Origin of the sequence: Micromonospora sp. BRA006-A, from assembly GCF_033433935.1 — a bacterium.
Classification (GTDB): domain Bacteria; phylum Actinomycetota; class Actinomycetes; order Mycobacteriales; family Micromonosporaceae; genus Micromonospora; species Micromonospora aurantiaca.
This window is the reverse complement of sequence record NZ_JANCLW010000001.1, coordinates 774,689-788,492: the sequence shown is the minus strand read 5'-3', so window position 1 is coordinate 788,492 and position 13,804 is coordinate 774,689. Positions and strand designations below refer to the sequence as shown.

Below are 13,804 nucleotides of genomic sequence, written 5' to 3'. Positions count from 1 at the left end.
CGGGACCCATCCAGGATTACACGGATGACGCGAACGGGGTCAGGGGTTGCCCTCCGTGAGCACTCCACCGCGGACTCGCGGCTGCGCCGCTACCGGCCCGCCTCTACGCTCACAGTGCATACCGCCCCTCGCACCAGTCCGCCCCTCGGAGGTGTCCCATCGCCACGGTCGCCGGTCACGGCAGTTCGACGGCCCAGGCGCTCCACTTCGCCGAGTCTTTCGTCACCGAGGATCTCGTGCTGCGCACGGCCCGCGCCCTCGCCCACGAGGTGGGGGTGGAGGCGGTCACGCCCGGGTCGGGTGCCGCGCTGCGGCTGCTCGCCGCCGCCGGCAACGCCCGGGCGGTGGTGGAGATCGGCACCGGCACCGGGGTGAGCGGCGTGTGGCTGCTGCGCGGCATGCGCCCCGACGGTGTGCTCACCACGATCGACGTCGAGGTCGAATACCAGCGCATCGCCCGGCGGCTGTTCCAGGAGGCGGGCTTTCCGTCGGGGCGTACCCGGATCATCACCGGGCGGGCCCTCGACGTGCTGCCGCGGCTCGCGGACGGTGCCTACGACCTGGTCTTCGTGGACGCGGTGGCGACCGGCTTCGCCGCGTACGTGGACGCGGCGCTGCGGCTGCTGCGACCCGGCGGGGTGCTGGCACTCAACGGCGCGCTGGCGGCCGGCCGGATCGGCGACCCGGCCGCGCGGGACGCCGAGACGGTCACCGTGCGGGAGACCATCAAGGCGATCCGCGAGTCGGAGCACTGGGTGCCCGCGCTGCTGCCGGTCGGCCACGGCCTGCTCGCCGCCGTGAAGGCCTGACCAGGCCGGCTCAGCCCAGCGTCGCCAGCCAGCGCAGCAGCCCGCGCACACCCCAGCCGGTGGCGCCCTTGACCAGTTCGCCGTGCGTGTCGTCGGACCACGACGGCGCGGACATGTCCAGGTGCGCCCACCGGTCCCGCAGGTCGCCGGTGAACTCCCGCAGGAACAGCGCGGCGACCACCGAGCCGGCGCCCTGCGCCGGGGAGCTGTGCAGGTCGGCGATCTCGCTGGCCAGGTATTCCACGTAGTCGTCGGCGAGCGGCATCCGCCAGGCCCGCTCGCCGGCTGCGGTGATCGCGTCGAGCAGGCCGGCCGCGAGCGCGTCGTTCTCGCTGTAGAGCGCGGCGTGCCGCTTGCCCAGGGCGACGGCGTTCGCGCCGGTCAGCGTCGCCAGGTCGATCAGCAGGTCGGGCTTCAGCTCGCGGACCGCGTACGCCAGCGCGTCGGCGAGCACCAGCCGGCCCTCGGCGTCGGAGTTGGTGCTCTCGCTGGTCAGCCCGCCGTAGTGCCGGATCACGTCGCCGGGGCGGAACGCCGAGCCGCTGACCGAGTTCTCGGCGAGCGGGGCGAGCGTGGTGACCCGGACCGGCAGGCCCAGGTCGGCGGCGCCGAGCGTCGCGGCGATCACCGCGGCGGCGCCGGCCATGTCCTTGCGCATGAGCTTCATGGCCGGCACCGGCTTGATCGAGATGCCGCCGGTGTCGAACGTGATGCCCTTGCCGACGAGCACCACGTGGGTCCGCGCGCCCTCGGGCCGCCAGTCCAGCTCCACCAGGCGCGGGCCGCTCGCGGAGCCGCCGCCGACGGCCAGCAGACCGCCGAAGCCCTCGGCCGCCAGTTCCTCCGGGCCGCGTACCCGCAGGTGCAGGCCGGGGCGCCCGGACGTGGCCTCGGCCACCTGGGCGGCGAACCACTCCGGGTTCTTGGTGGACGAGGGCATGTTCGTCAGGTCCCGGGCGAGCCGCGTCGTCTCGGCGGTGGCCCGGGCGGCGTCGAGCGTGCCGGCGAGCGCGTCCGGGTCGTCGACGAGCACCGACACCTCGGCCAGGGCGGGCCGCTTGCCGGCCTCGGTGAGGCGGAAGCGGTACGAGCCGAGCAGCAGCCCCTCGGCGAGGCCCCGCAGCGCCGCCGTCGCGTCGGCGGGAAGCGCGATGGTGATCTGCGTCTCATCCTTCGCCGCGCGGGCCAGGGCCGCGCCTGCGGTACGCCAGTCGCGCTCGTCGCCGTCGCCGACGCCGAGCAGCCACAGCCGCGCCGGGGAGCCACCGGGGCGCAGGTGCTCGCGTACCTCACCGGCCGCGCCGGTGAGCCGGGTGGCGGGGAGTACGGCGGCGGCCTCGGCCCGGACGTCGTCGCCGATCGGCACGGCGGTCGGGACCAGTCCGGGTTCGGGCGAGGCGGTGGAGTCCGGCGAGGTCAGGGAGCCCGGCGAGTCCGGGGAGCCCGGCCCTCCGGGACGGACGGGCAGGACGAGAGCGTCGGGCCCCGCGGGCCCACTCACCAGACGAATGACCAGCACGCTGGACCGTACCTCCGAGATGGGTTGAACAGGCACATTTCACGACGCGCCCGCCGAGGAAAGACCCTGAGCCACCGGGCACGCCGGTGGCTCAGGGTAGGACGAACCGCCCGCACGGCGGACGCCGTGCGGGACACTCCTCGAATCAGCCCGCGGCCGCCTTCAGCGCGTCACCGAGCGCGGTGGCCTCGTCGGGAGTCATCTCGACGACGAGCCGGCCACCACCCTCCAGCGGGACTCGCATGACGATGCCCCGGCCCTCCTTGGTGACTTCCAGCGGACCGTCGCCCGTCCGCGGCTTCATCGCCGCCATGTTGTCTCCCCTCAGACCTACACCAGGGTCGGTGAGTTGCCCCACAGCCACTTCGCCATCGCCATCCGCAACCATCGCGGAAGGCTCGACCAACGATTTTCCCTGATGAACACCGCCGGACCCAAACCGAAGCAGCATTGATGTAACAGCATCTAGCTTATCTTGGATAGGCCTGTCACAATGTGCGGTCATGCAGGCACGGTCGGCACTCTTCGACCTGTACGGCGACCACCTCCGGGCCCGGGGTGGCCGCGCACCCGTCGCCGCCCTGGTCAAGCTGCTCGCCCCGCTCGGGATCGCCCCACCGGCGGTACGCACCGCGGTCTCCCGGATGGTCCGTCAGGGCTGGCTGGAACCACTCCGGCTCGCGTCCGGACCGGGATATTCGATCACCCCGAAGGCGGCTCGTCGACTCGACGAGGCGGCGTCCCGGATCTACCGGACCGGACGGCACAGCTGGGACGGGCGGTTCGATCTCCTGGTGCTCACCGCGCCCTCCTCCCGCCGGGACCGGCAGCGGCTCGCCGCGAACCTCGCCTTCCTCGGGTACGGCACGCTCGACGACTGCACCTGGGTGGCCACCCGCCCGGGTGAGGACGTCGACCTGCTGCTCGACGAGGCGGGCGTGCGCTACGAGCGGTTCACCGCCGCGCACGCGGCCGGCACCCCGGGCGCGATGGGCGTGGTCCGCCGCGCGTGGGACCTGGCCGAGATCGGACGGGCGTACGAGCGCTTCGTGTCCGAGCAGAAGCCGCTGCTCTCCGGCGTCACGGTGCGCAGCAGCGACGAGGACGCGTACGCGGCCCGGTTCCGGCTCGTGCACGCGTGGCGTACGTTCCTGTTCCGGGATCCGCAACTGCCCCCGGCACTGCTGCCCGAGCGCTGGCCCGGCACCAGCGCGGCCAGTTTCTTCGACCGGCACGCGGCCCGGCTCCGGCCGGCCGCCGACCGGTACGTCGAGCAGTGCCTCGACGCCGGCAACCGCCTCGCCCGACAGAAGGGTCGTTAGAACGTGACCGAGCCGCTGCTCGTCGACCGCACCGACGCCGTCGTCACCCTGACGCTGAACCGCCCCACGGCGATGAACTCGCTCGACGTGGCGCTCAAGGAGGCGCTCCGGGACACGCTGGCCGAGCTGGAGACCGACAGGTCCTGCCGGGCGGTCGTGCTCGCCGGCGCGGGCGGCTCGTTCAGCGCCGGGCAGGACCTGCGCGAGCACGTGCGGACGCTGGAGGCCTCGGACGCCGACCCGCTGGGCACGGTGCGGGCGCACTACAACCCGATCGCCGCCCGGCTGGCCAACCTGCCCAAGCCGGTCGTCGCCGCGGTGCGTGGGATGGCCGCCGGGGCCGGCGCCTCGCTGGCGTTCCTGGCCGACTTCCGCATCGGCGGCCCGAAGACCCGGTTCCTGATGGCGTTCGCCGGCGTGGGGCTCGCCGCCGACACCGGCGCGTCCTGGACGCTGCCCCGGCTGGTCGGCCACGCCAAGGCCGTCGAGCTGCTGATGCTCGCCGAGCCGGTCGGCGCCGACGACGCCTGCCGGCTGGGCCTGCTGACCAAGCTGGTGGACGACGACGAGCAGGTGCTCCCGACCGCGCAGGATCTGGCCGCCCGGCTCGCCGCCGGGCCGACCGTTGCGTACGGGGCGATCAAGCGCCAGCTCTCCATCGCCGACGCGGGCACGCTCGCCGACGCGCTGGCCGCCGAGGCGCAGGCGCAGGCGATCTGCGGCGCCACCGCCGACCACCGGGCCGCGACGATGGCGTTCGTCGCCAAGCAGAAGCCGGTCTTCGAGGGACGCTGACCGCACCGGGAACGCGCCGCGCACCCGCTCAGCGGGCCACGTAGCCGCCATCGATCGGGATGGTGTGCCCGGTGACCCAGGCCGCGTCGTCGGAGGCGAGGAACAGGACCACGCCCGCCACGTCGTCAGCGGTGGGGATGCCGGGCTTCGGGTTGAACGACTCCATCTGCCGGCGCATCTGCTCCGGGTCCGGCGCGTTCTCGATGAAGTGCTCCACGAGCGGGGTCATCACCACGGTCGGGGCGACCGCGTTGACCCGAATCCCCCGGGCGGCGTACTCGACCGCCGCGGAACGGGTCAGCCCGACGATGCCGGCCTTGGTGAACGTGTACGGCGAGATGTTGTCCTGCGCGGTCAGCCCGGCAGTGGACGAGGTGTTGACGATCGCGCCGCCGCCGGTACGCAGCATCGCGTCGATGGCGTACCGCAGCACGTAGAACACCCCGTCGCCGTTGATCCGGCGCACCTTCTCCCAGTTCGCCAGGTCCATCTCGTGCAGCGCCTGCTGCTGCCCGTCGATGCCGGCGTTGTTGAAGACGACGTCGAGCCGGCCGTACCGGCTGACCGCCTCGGCGATGCCGCGCTCGACCGAGGTGGCGTCGCCGGTGTCCACGGTCACCGCGAGCGCGTCCGGCAGGCTCGCCGCCACCCGCTCGGCGCCCTCGGTGTTGATGTCGGCGATCACCAGCTTGGCGCCCTCGGCGGCGAACCGGCGTGCCGTCGCCTCGCCCAGGCCGGACGCCCCACCGGTCACCAGCACGACCTTGTCCCGGAACCGCATGGCACCCCCTCCACCACGCCGGCCGGCGCCGGCCCCTGCCCCGGACGCTACCGCCCGTGGCGGGGGGTCAGTCGTCCTCTTCCGGATCCTGGTTGGCCTCGACGCCCAGTACGAACGCCTGCATGGCCAGCTCGTCGCCGTACGGCGAGACGAACGCCGGCAGCTCCCGCGGGCCCAGCTCCTGCACGTAGGACCAGAAGATCCGGACCGCCTCGGCGCGCGACGCGGCCTCGATCGGCAGGTCCAGGCTGACCAGCCAGGTGCTGCGGGCGGGTGGCGGGCCGAGCCGGTCGGCCAGCGACCGCCAGCGGGCCGGGTCGAGCGCCGCAACCGGTCCGTCCGGCGCCGGGCCGTCGACCGGCACCGGCTCGTCGAGCACCCGCCGGGTGTACGTGACCACGAGCGGCCCGGCCACCGCGTCGGACTGCGGATCGTCCGGGTCCTCGGCGGTCTCGGACGACGCGGGCGCGACCCGGCCGAGCGCGACCAGCCGCAGCGGCTCGTCGACCAGCACCGCCACCCGGTCGCCGGGCCGGGGGCGGGCCGCCTCGGACAGCCCGGTCAGCTCCAGCAGGTCGTGGTGCACCAGCCGCTCGGCCTCGAAGCGCTCGGCGGGCAGCAGCACCGCCCAGGCCCCGGTAGTGGTCGCACCGTCTGTCGTCCCGCTCGTACGCGGCTCGGTGTCGGTCATGCCCCAATCCCATCACGCCGGAGGTGGCGCTCCGTCACACCCCGGCCCGGTCACCGCTCACGTGGCAGTCGGCCAGGTGGTCGTCGACCATGCCGGTGGCCTGCATCAGCGCGTAGGCGGTCGTGGGGCCGACGAACCGGAAGCCCCGCTTCTTGAGCGTCTTGGCCATCGCCACGGACTCGGGGCTGGTGGCCGGCACCTCGGCGAAGGACCGGGGACGCGCGGCCCGGGGCGGGGGCGCGAACGACCAGAGCAGCGCGGAGAGGCCCTCGGGCAGCTCCGACGCGGCCCGGGCGTTGGCGATCGCCGCATCGATCTTGGCCCGGTTGCGGACGATGCCGGCGTCGGCCATCAGCCGGGTCACGTCGGCCTCGCCGTAGCGGGCCACCGACTCGATCCGGAAGCCGGCGAAGGCGTCCCGGAACGCCTGCCGTTTGCGCAGGATGGTCAGCCAGGACAGGCCGGACTGGAACGCCTCCAGCGTCAGCCGCTCGTAGAGCGCGTCGTCACCGCGCAGCGGCCGGCCCCACTCCTCGTCGTGGTAGACGGCGTAGTCGGGGGTGCTCGCCCCCCACGCACAGCGCGGCAGCCCGTCCGCGCCGGTCACCAGGTCAGTCACGGCGTCCACGATAGGCCGGGCCACCGACAGCCCCGCCGCGCCGACCGCCGGTCAGGGCAGGCGGCCCTGCTCGACCAGCCGGGCGAACTTCTTCAGCGCCTGGGTCAGGCTGAACTTCGAGCCGGGCCAGAGCACCGGCCACGCCACCCGGCCGGCCTTCCCGCCCGGCAGGTGGAACCACTCGTGCCAGACCACCTGCGTGCGGTCGCGGTCCATCGGGGTGCAGCGCAGCACGCCGGGGCCGCGCAGCAGCTTGCCGCAGTGCACCACCCCGACCTCGTACGGCGCGTCGACCCGGACCACACGCATCTCGTCGCGGAGCACGGCCGGGCCCAGCGCGGTGACCGCCTCGACCAGGCTGCCCTCGCCGCCGTCGCCCTCGACCACCCGGACCCGGGTCAGCGGGATCCAGTCCGACTGCCGCTCCCACGCGGTGAGCGCGGCGAACACCCGGTCGGCCGGCGCCTCGACGATCACCGTGGCGGTGACCTCGGCGGCGCCCCGGCGGGACGCCTCGGCGAAGTCGTCGGCCGGCCGGCCGGCGCCGGTCACGCCGACTCCGAGCGGACCACCGGACCGCGCTCCCGGTCGTCGGCCGGCCCGGCCGCGATCCCGTTCGCCGGGGAGACGGTGTCCTCGGTCGCCGCCGCGGCGGGAGCCTCCGCCACGCCCGCCTCGGCCGGGGCGCGTCCCGGCTGCGCGTCGGCGTCGGTCCGGCCCGGCTGCCGGTCGGTGTCGGCCCGGGCCGGCTGCTCCGGCGCGGACAGGTCGATCACCGCCGGCTCGGCGGTGGACGGGCCGGGCGCCGGCTCGGTCTCGGGTCGGGTCGCCGCCGCCTCCTCGCGCGCCCGGCGCAGCGCGTCGGCGTCCTCGGTACGGCCGTCCCGCAGGGCCGCGTTCTCGGCCTCCAGGACGCCGATCAACTCGGTCTTGTAGCCGATGTCGTACGCCGCCCGGCGCAGTGCCGCGTCGACCTGGCTCATCCGGTAGCCGCGCAGCGCCGTGTCGAAGCGGACGTCGGACACGTCCGACTCGTCGAGCGGGCGGCTGCCGGGCAGGGGCACGGCCCGCCCGTCCGGCTCGGCCGGTGTGAGGCCCGGATCCTTGCCGGAGACCAGCACCGTCACCCCGAACACCACAGCCGCGACGGTCAGCGCGACGACCAAGAGGAGCAGAACCTCACCCATGCACAGATCGTGGCATGCGGGCCGGGATCGGGCGAGCCCTCCGGGACGTCCGGTCGGTAAATGCGTCCGGCGCACAGGACCGGCACGGGCGGCGCGGGCGGGACCGGATAGCGTCGGACCGGCCGGTGCGGTCCGGCGGCGAGGAGGCGGGCATGACCGGGGCGTTGCGGCTTGGCGGACGGACGTTCACCCCCGGTGAGCTGGTGGTGATGGCGATCGTCAACCGCACGCCGGACTCGTTCTTCGACCGGGGTGCCACCTTCGCCCAGGACAGCGCGCTGCGCGCGGTGGAACGCGCGGTAAGCGAGGGCGCGGAGATCATCGACATCGGCGGGGTGAAGGCCGGACCGGGCGACGAGGTGGACGTGGCCGAGGAGATCCGGCGGACGGTGGACACGATCGCGGCGGTCCGGTCCGCCTTCCCGGATGTGGTCATCTCCATCGACACCTGGCGGGCCGAGGTGGCCGTGGAGGCGGTGGCGGCCGGCGCGGACCTGCTGAACGACACCTGGTCGGGGGCGGACCCGGCGCTGGCCCGGGTCGCCGCGGCGACCGGCGCCGGACTGGTCTGCTCGCACGCGGGCGGGCTCGCCCCGCGTACCCGGCCGCACCGGGCCGCCTTCGACGACGTGGTGGCCGACGTGGTGGGCACCGTCACCGGGCTGGCCGAACGCGCGGCGGGGCTGGGTGTGCGCCGGGACGGCATCCTGATCGACCCGGCGCACGACTTCGGCAAGAACACCCGGCACTCGCTGGAGATCACCAGGCGGCTGGCGGAGCTGACCGACACCGGCTGGCCGCTGCTGGTGGCCCTGTCGAACAAGGACTTCATCGGCGAGACGCTCGACCTGCCGGTGCCCGAGCGCTTGGAGGGCACGCTCGCCGCCACGGCGGTCTCGGCCTGGCTCGGCGCCCGGGTGTTCCGCGCCCACCAGGTCCGCGAGACCCGCCGGGTGCTGGACATGGTGGCGTCGATCCGAGGCGACCGGCCGCCGGCGGCGACCCGGCGAGGGCTGGCCTAGCGGTCAGGTCCAGCGCAGGACGCCACGCCGCCAGGCGTAGAGGATGCCGAGCGCGACGATCGCGACGAAGACGCCCATCTCCACGACCGTGGTGGCGCCGAAGCCGGGCCGGTCGAAGACCAGCGCCCACGGGAACAGGAACACCGCCTCGACCGCGAAGAGCACGTAGAGATACGCGTAGACGTAGTAACGGATCTGCATCTGGGCCCAGTCGCCGCCGACCGGGTCGAGACCGCACTCGTACGAGGCCCGCTTGCCCCACGGCTCGGCCGGCCGGCTCGGGCGTAACACCCGGTTCGCCGAGAACGCCGTCACGAAGAAGAGCACGGCGGCGAGCAGCAGCAGACCGAGCGTGGCGTACGAGCCGAGATATCCGGTCACGACCGGAGCGTACCGGTCCCGTCCAGATGTCCCGGACACGTTACGAATTCGTTTCCTCGCAGGACTAGTGCTTGATGGCAAGTATCACCGAATAATGGGATCTCATTGATCGTCCCGGAGGACAGATGCCCCGCCCCCGCGTTGCGCCCGTTCGGCGGGTCGCGCTCCGTCGTACCCTCGCGCTCCTGGCGCCCGCGCTCGTCGCGGCGCTGGTGGCGATGGCGCCGGCCGGGGCCGTCGCTCACCCGGGACCGGCCGCCGCGCTCCGGGTGATCGAGCCCGTCGAGCCGGGCGGCGACCCCGGCGGCGAGCCGACCGAGCCCGCGCCCACCGGCGAGCCGACGGCCACCGCGACGGCCCCGCCGCCCACCGAACCGCCGCCGCCTCCGACCACGCCCCCGGCGCCGGTCACCACCTCGCCGGCCCCGCCGCCGACGAGCGCTCCCGCCGAACCGGCGCCGACGACCGCCGCGCCGGCCACCACGGCACCGGCGCCCCCGCCGGTCGTGCCGCCGGTCAAGACCCCGCCGCCACCACCGCCGCAGCCGGCCGGCGGGCCCCTGGGGGTACGCGTGACCACCGAGGACGTGGTCCTCCCGCCGGCCTACTGGAACGCCGACGCCACGGTGGCCACGCTGCGGGTGACGGTGGCCAACACGGGCGGACGGGCGGAGCGGATCAGCCTCGGCTACACGCTGCCGCCGGGGCTGACCGACGCGGGCAACCCGGGTTGCGAGCCGGCCGGCGACGGCAACCACCGCTGCGTCGGGTGGGACGCCGAGCCGGGTGCCCGGTTCAGCGCGACCATCCGGGTCCGGGTCGACGGCGACGCCTGGCGGACCATGCCGCTGGCCGGATCGGTCCAGGTCACCGCCGTCGCGCCCGGTGTGACCGGCGCGGCGTACGACGACGAGGGCTTCGCGGTGCTGTTCCCGCCCGGGCCACCGGTGCCCGGCATCTCGCTGCGCGCCGACGAGGTGCTGTTCGACATCAGCGGCGCCCCCAGCACGCTCACCGTCCGGCTCGGCAACACCGGCAAGGTCGACGCCGCGGGCCGGATCGAGGTGCTCCTGCCCGAAGGGGTGACCGTGGCCGGCACCGAGAGCGGCTGCGCCCCGGTGTCGGCCGACCGGACCCGCTGCGAGCTGGGCGTGCTGGCGGCCGGGCGGACCGCCACCGTACGGCTGACGCTCGCCGCCTCGGCGGAGGCGCAGCGTCGGGCGCCGCTGTCCGGCGCGGTGATCGGCCGGCTGGATCCGCGTAGCGGGCGGGACCGGCAGGTGCAGATGAGCTTCCGGATCAGCGCGGCGGCGGCGGACGCCGTCCCGCCCGGTGGGGCGCCGGCTCCGACCGGTTCGCAGGGCGTGCTCGTCGCCGCCGGCGAACGGGACCGCGACGACTCCTCGGTCCGGGGGACCGCCATCGCGCTCATCGCCGTGTCCGGTCTCCTGGTCGTGCTCGCGCTGACGCTGGCGACCCGTTCGCTGCGCCGCCGCAGCGACATCACCGTGCCGGAGCGTCCGATCACCGACCGGTGATCATGGATATGTGGTGATCTGGGTTACGGGCCCAGGTACTAAACGCTGCAAAGCAGGGCATACAGCGGCCCGATCCAGTCCCATACGTCGGACCTCGACCAAGGTGGCCCTAACGTGGCGACGTAGGCTCTGACGTGAGAATCGGAGCGGGCCGGGCCGGCGAGGGCGACGGCGCTCAGTTAAGCGAGGTGCGGGTGTGACCAAGCAGATCCGTCAACTGGACCGGGTGGTCATCCGGTTCGCCGGTGACTCCGGCGACGGCATGCAGCTCACCGGCGACCGGTTCACCTCGGAGACGGCGCAGCTGGGCAACGACATCTCCACGTTGCCCAACTTCCCCGCCGAGATCCGCGCTCCCGCCGGGACCCTGCCCGGCGTGTCGAGCTTCCAGGTGCACTTCGCCGACTACGACATCCTGACCCCGGGTGACGCGCCGAACGTGCTGGTGGCGATGAACCCGGCCGCGCTGAAGGCCAACCTGGCCGACCTGCCGCGCGGGGCGGACATCATCGTCAACACCGACGAGTTCACCCGGCGCAACCTGGCCAAGGTGGGCTACGCGGCCAGCCCGCTCGACGACGACTCGCTCGCCGGGTACGCGGTGCACCCGGTGGCGCTCACCTCGATGACGATCGGGGCGCTGGCCGAGCACGACGTGTCCAAGAAGGACGCCGAGCGGGCCAAGAACATGTTCGCGCTCGGGCTGCTGAGCTGGATGTACTCCCGCCCGTACGAGTCCACGCTGCGCTTCCTGGAGCGCAAGTTCGCGGCCCGCCCCGAGCTGGTGGCGGCGAACGTGGCGGCGTTCCGGGCCGGCTGGAACTTCGGCGAGACCACCGAGGACTTCTCCGTCCGGTACGAGGTCAAGCCGGCCAAGATGCTGCCGGGCACCTACCGGAACATCACCGGCAACGCGGCGCTGTCGCTGGGCCTGGTGGCCGCCGGGGTGCGCTCCGGGCTGCCGGTGTTCCTCGGCGCGTACCCGATCACGCCGGCCTCGGACATCCTGCACGAGCTGAGCAAGCACAAGAAGTTCGGCGTGGTCACCATGCAGGCCGAGGACGAGATCGCCGCGGTCGGCGCGGCGCTGGGCGCGTCGTACGGCGGCTCGCTCGGTGTGACCACCACGAGCGGTCCGGGCGTGGCGCTCAAGAGCGAGACGATCTCCCTGGCGGTGGCGCTGGAGCTGCCGCTGGTCATCGTCGACGTGCAGCGGGCCGGTCCGTCCACCGGCATGCCCACGAAGACCGAGCAGGCCGACCTGAACATGGCCCTGTACGGCCGGCACGGCGAGGCCCCGGTTGCGGTGATCGCGCCGAAGTCGCCGTCGGACTGCTTCCACGCGGCGCTGGAGGCGGCCCGGATCGCGCTGACCTACCGCACCCCGGTGATCCTGCTGTCGGACAACTACGTCGCCAACGGCTCCGAGCCGTGGCTGCTGCCCGACGTCGAGTCGCTGCCCGACCTGCGGGTCGAGTTCGCCACGAAGCCCAACGGCGAGGACGGCACCACGTTCCTGCCGTACCTGCGGGATCCGCAGACGCTGGCCCGCCCGTGGGCGGTGCCCGGCACGGCCGGTCTGGAGCACCGGATCGGCGGCTTGGAGAAGGCCGACAAGACCGGCGACATCTCGTACGACCCGGCGAACCACGACTTCATGGTGCGGACCCGGGCGGCCCGCATCGAGACCATCCCGGTGCCCGACGTCGAGGTGGAGGACCCGGACGGTGACGCCCGGGTGCTGGTGCTGGGCTGGGGCTCGACGTACGGGCCGATCGGCGCGGCCTGCCGTGGCCTGCGCCAGCGCGGGCTCTCGGTGGCCCAGGCCCACCTGCGGCACCTGGCCCCGATGCCGGCCAACCTCGGCGAGGTGCTGGGCCGCTACGACAAGGTGGTCGTGCCGGAGATGAACCTCGGCCAGCTCGCCCACGTGATCCGGGCGAAGTACCTGGTCGACGCGATCGGCTACAACCAGGTCCGCGGCCTGCCGTTCACCGCCGCCGAGCTGGAGACGATGCTGGAAGAGGTCCTGAAGAATGTCTGAGCCCGTCGCCCTCAAGCTCACCGCCAAGGACTTCAAGTCCGACCAGGAGGTGCGCTGGTGCCCCGGTTGCGGCGACTACGCCATCCTGGCGGCCGTGCAGGGCTTCATGCCGGAGCTGAACATCCCCCGGGAGAACATCGTCTTCGTCTCGGGCATCGGCTGCTCGTCGCGTTTCCCGTACTACATGAACACGTACGGCATGCACTCGATCCACGGCCGCGCCCCGGCGATCGCCACCGGCCTGTCGGTGTCCCGGCCGGACCTGTCGGTCTGGGTGGTCACCGGTGACGGCGACGCGCTCTCCATCGGCGGCAACCACCTGATCCACGCGCTGCGCCGCAACGTGAACCTGAAGATCCTGCTGTTCAACAACCGGATCTACGGGCTCACCAAGGGCCAGTACTCGCCCACCTCCGAGGTCGGCAAGATCACCAAGTCGACGCCTGCCGGCTCGGCGGACGCCCCGTTCAACCCGCTGTCGCTGGCGCTCGGCGCCGAGGCCACGTTCGTTGCCCGGACGATCGACTCGGACCGCAAGCACCTCCAGTCGGTGCTGCGGGCCGCCGCCCAGCACGAGGGTTCGGCGTTCGTGGAGATCTACCAGAACTGCAACATCTTCAACGACGGCGCGTTCGACCCGCTGAAGGAGCCGGCCACCCGGGACGACTTCCTGATCCGGCTGGAGCACGGGCAGCCGATCACGTTCGGCAAGGACGGGCAGTTCTGCGTCGTCCACCCGCCGGGCGGTTTCGGGCTGGAGGTCCGGGAGACCGCGAACACCCCGGCCGAGGAGATCGTGGTGCACGACGCGGGCGTGGCCGACCCGGCGTACGCGTTCGCGCTGTCCCGCCTGCCCGGCCTGGACCTGAGCAACACCCCGATCGGGGTGTTCCGGTCGGTCGGCCGCCCCTCCTACGACAGCGTGGTGCAGGAGCAGGTCGCGGCCGCAAAGGCCACCGTCGACAAGACCCCGGAGCAGCAGCTCGCCGCGCTGCTCGGCAGCGGCGACACCTGGACGATCCTCTGATCCGCCGCTGACCCCGTCATGCCGAAGGGCGGGCCGTTCCCCCGCGGAACGGCCCGCCCTTCGCGTGTG

At 73.5% G+C, this 13,804-nt stretch carries 15 protein-coding genes; 7 read left to right on the top strand and 8 right to left on the bottom strand.

Translation table 11 applies throughout. The annotated features are described in order from the left end of the window. Positions 1-158 precede the first annotated feature (158 nt). Positions 159-809 carry an O-methyltransferase gene (locus NMK34_RS03910; RefSeq protein ID WP_082171245.1) on the top strand — a complete coding sequence of 217 codons (651 nt, stop codon included), beginning with the start codon at positions 159-161 and terminating at the stop codon, positions 807-809. Between the two features lie 10 nt (positions 810-819). On the opposite strand, the gene NMK34_RS03905 is transcribed toward NMK34_RS03910, so the two are convergent. Together NMK34_RS03905 and NMK34_RS03900 are read right to left on the bottom strand one after the other, a co-directional pair. After that, positions 820-2,328, bottom strand: a complete 1,509-nt coding sequence (locus NMK34_RS03905) for a leucyl aminopeptidase family protein (protein WP_318332244.1) — start codon at positions 2,326-2,328, stop codon at positions 820-822. Positions 2,329-2,473: 145 nt separating this feature from the next. Then, positions 2,474-2,641, bottom strand: a complete 168-nt coding sequence (locus tag NMK34_RS03900) for a DUF3117 domain-containing protein (protein ID WP_013283866.1) — start codon at positions 2,639-2,641, stop codon at positions 2,474-2,476. Between the two features lie 190 nt (positions 2,642-2,831). Between NMK34_RS03900 and NMK34_RS03895 the strand changes: the two genes are divergently transcribed. After that, on the top strand, positions 2,832-3,650 hold the full coding sequence (locus tag NMK34_RS03895) for a PaaX family transcriptional regulator C-terminal domain-containing protein (RefSeq protein WP_318332243.1): 819 nt from the start codon (positions 2,832-2,834) through the stop codon (positions 3,648-3,650). Between the two features lie 3 nt (positions 3,651-3,653). Beyond that, positions 3,654-4,445: an enoyl-CoA hydratase/isomerase family protein gene (locus NMK34_RS03890; RefSeq protein ID WP_318332242.1), complete on the top strand. Its 792-nt coding sequence runs from the start codon at positions 3,654-3,656 to the stop codon at positions 4,443-4,445. 28 nt (positions 4,446-4,473) lie between these two features. Here the strand turns inward: NMK34_RS03890 and NMK34_RS03885 are convergent, their stop codons facing one another. From NMK34_RS03885 to NMK34_RS03865, 5 genes are all read right to left on the bottom strand, one after another. Next, entirely contained in the window at positions 4,474-5,226 is a 753-nt protein-coding gene (locus NMK34_RS03885; RefSeq protein WP_318332241.1) for an SDR family oxidoreductase, read from the bottom strand. A 67-nt stretch (positions 5,227-5,293) separates the two neighbouring features. Beyond that, on the bottom strand, positions 5,294-5,917 hold the full coding sequence (locus NMK34_RS03880) for a hypothetical protein (RefSeq protein ID WP_318332240.1): 624 nt from the start codon (positions 5,915-5,917) through the stop codon (positions 5,294-5,296). 34 nt (positions 5,918-5,951) lie between these two features. After that, a complete protein-coding gene (locus NMK34_RS03875) occupies positions 5,952-6,536 on the bottom strand; it encodes a DNA-3-methyladenine glycosylase I (RefSeq protein ID WP_318332239.1) in 585 nt (194 codons plus the stop codon). A gap of 51 nt (positions 6,537-6,587) precedes the next feature. After that, the gene (locus NMK34_RS03870; protein ID WP_318332238.1) at positions 6,588-7,088 is read right to left on the bottom strand and encodes an SRPBCC family protein; all 501 of its coding nucleotides are present in this window, start codon (positions 7,086-7,088) and stop codon (positions 6,588-6,590) included. Further along, positions 7,085-7,723, bottom strand: a complete 639-nt coding sequence (locus NMK34_RS03865; RefSeq protein ID WP_318332237.1) for a DivIVA domain-containing protein — start codon at positions 7,721-7,723, stop codon at positions 7,085-7,087. The genes NMK34_RS03870 and NMK34_RS03865 overlap by 4 nt, the downstream gene beginning before the upstream one ends. A 152-nt stretch (positions 7,724-7,875) precedes the next feature. Here NMK34_RS03865 and folP point away from each other — a divergent pair, with 152 nt between their 5' ends. Beyond that, positions 7,876-8,745, top strand: coding sequence for a dihydropteroate synthase (folP, locus tag NMK34_RS03860; protein ID WP_318332236.1), 870 nt, complete (start codon positions 7,876-7,878; stop codon positions 8,743-8,745). 3 nt (positions 8,746-8,748) lie between these two features. Here folP and NMK34_RS03855 read toward each other — a convergent pair whose 3' ends face one another. Continuing rightward, positions 8,749-9,126 (bottom strand): NADH-quinone oxidoreductase subunit A, encoded by a 378-nt coding sequence (locus NMK34_RS03855; RefSeq protein ID WP_030273665.1) that lies wholly within the window; start codon positions 9,124-9,126, stop codon positions 8,749-8,751. A 125-nt stretch (positions 9,127-9,251) separates the two neighbouring features. Between NMK34_RS03855 and NMK34_RS03850 the strand changes: the two genes are divergently transcribed. From NMK34_RS03850 to NMK34_RS03840, 3 genes are all read left to right on the top strand, one after another. Then, positions 9,252-10,664: a hypothetical protein gene (locus NMK34_RS03850; RefSeq protein ID WP_318332235.1), complete on the top strand. Its 1,413-nt coding sequence runs from the start codon at positions 9,252-9,254 to the stop codon at positions 10,662-10,664. Positions 10,665-10,860: 196 nt separating this feature from the next. Further along, positions 10,861-12,708 carry a 2-oxoacid:acceptor oxidoreductase subunit alpha gene (locus NMK34_RS03845; protein WP_318332234.1) on the top strand — a complete coding sequence of 616 codons (1,848 nt, stop codon included), beginning with the start codon at positions 10,861-10,863 and terminating at the stop codon, positions 12,706-12,708. Beyond that, positions 12,701-13,735 (top strand): 2-oxoacid:ferredoxin oxidoreductase subunit beta, encoded by a 1,035-nt coding sequence (locus NMK34_RS03840; protein ID WP_318332233.1) that lies wholly within the window; start codon positions 12,701-12,703, stop codon positions 13,733-13,735. The genes NMK34_RS03845 and NMK34_RS03840 overlap by 8 nt, the downstream gene beginning before the upstream one ends. The last annotated feature ends 69 nt before the right edge of the window (positions 13,736-13,804 follow it).